Below are 585 nucleotides of genomic sequence, written 5' to 3'. Positions count from 1 at the left end.
AACTAGTAAAAAAAACTATAAAATTTCTACTATAAATAAATTTTTAGCCCTATTACTATTTTCCTTACTAATAACCTTAGCAACATATTTTATTCTTTTAAAAAATCACAATGAAAAAATAGATGATTTAGCAAAAATAGAAAAAGAAAAAACTGAATTTCAAAAAGAAAATAACCTTGATAAAATACTTGAAGAGTATGAAAAAAACCACAAAACAACAATTGTAGATAAATACGAAGAGTATAACAATGACCTTGAAAAAGAGTATATTCATCAAAAAGATTTTGAGAAAGTTGAAGAAGTTTTAAAAGAGAAAAATAAAGAGATTCAAAGTGTTGAGAAAAAAGTTTTTCCCAAAAATAAAGAACCTATAACAGAAGAAAAAGCACGTGAGTATATTCCCCTTCCACCTTTAGAAAAAAGTGAAGAGGCAAAAGTAGAAAAAGATGAAAAAGTAAGCATCTCAATTGAAGGATACGAAAAACTTTTAATCGAGCTAAACGACTCACTTAGATCATTCAAAAAAATAGTATTCGAAGAATTCGAAATGCCTGAAGAAACAATAATAAATAGCTCAACATTACT

1 protein-coding gene is annotated in these 585 nt (G+C 25.8%); it reads left to right on the top strand.

Features of this window, described 5'->3' with window-relative positions:
- The coding region (locus ACQY5W_RS13370; RefSeq protein WP_428025463.1) for a hypothetical protein at nucleotides 1-585 on the top strand (585 nt) is incomplete at both ends.

This window comes from Arcobacter sp. (assembly GCF_050300555.1).
In the GTDB taxonomy this organism is placed as follows: domain Bacteria; phylum Campylobacterota; class Campylobacteria; order Campylobacterales; family Arcobacteraceae; genus Arcobacter.
Note: the sequence above shows the minus strand (reverse complement) of the source record. Positions and strands in the feature narration are given on the sequence as shown.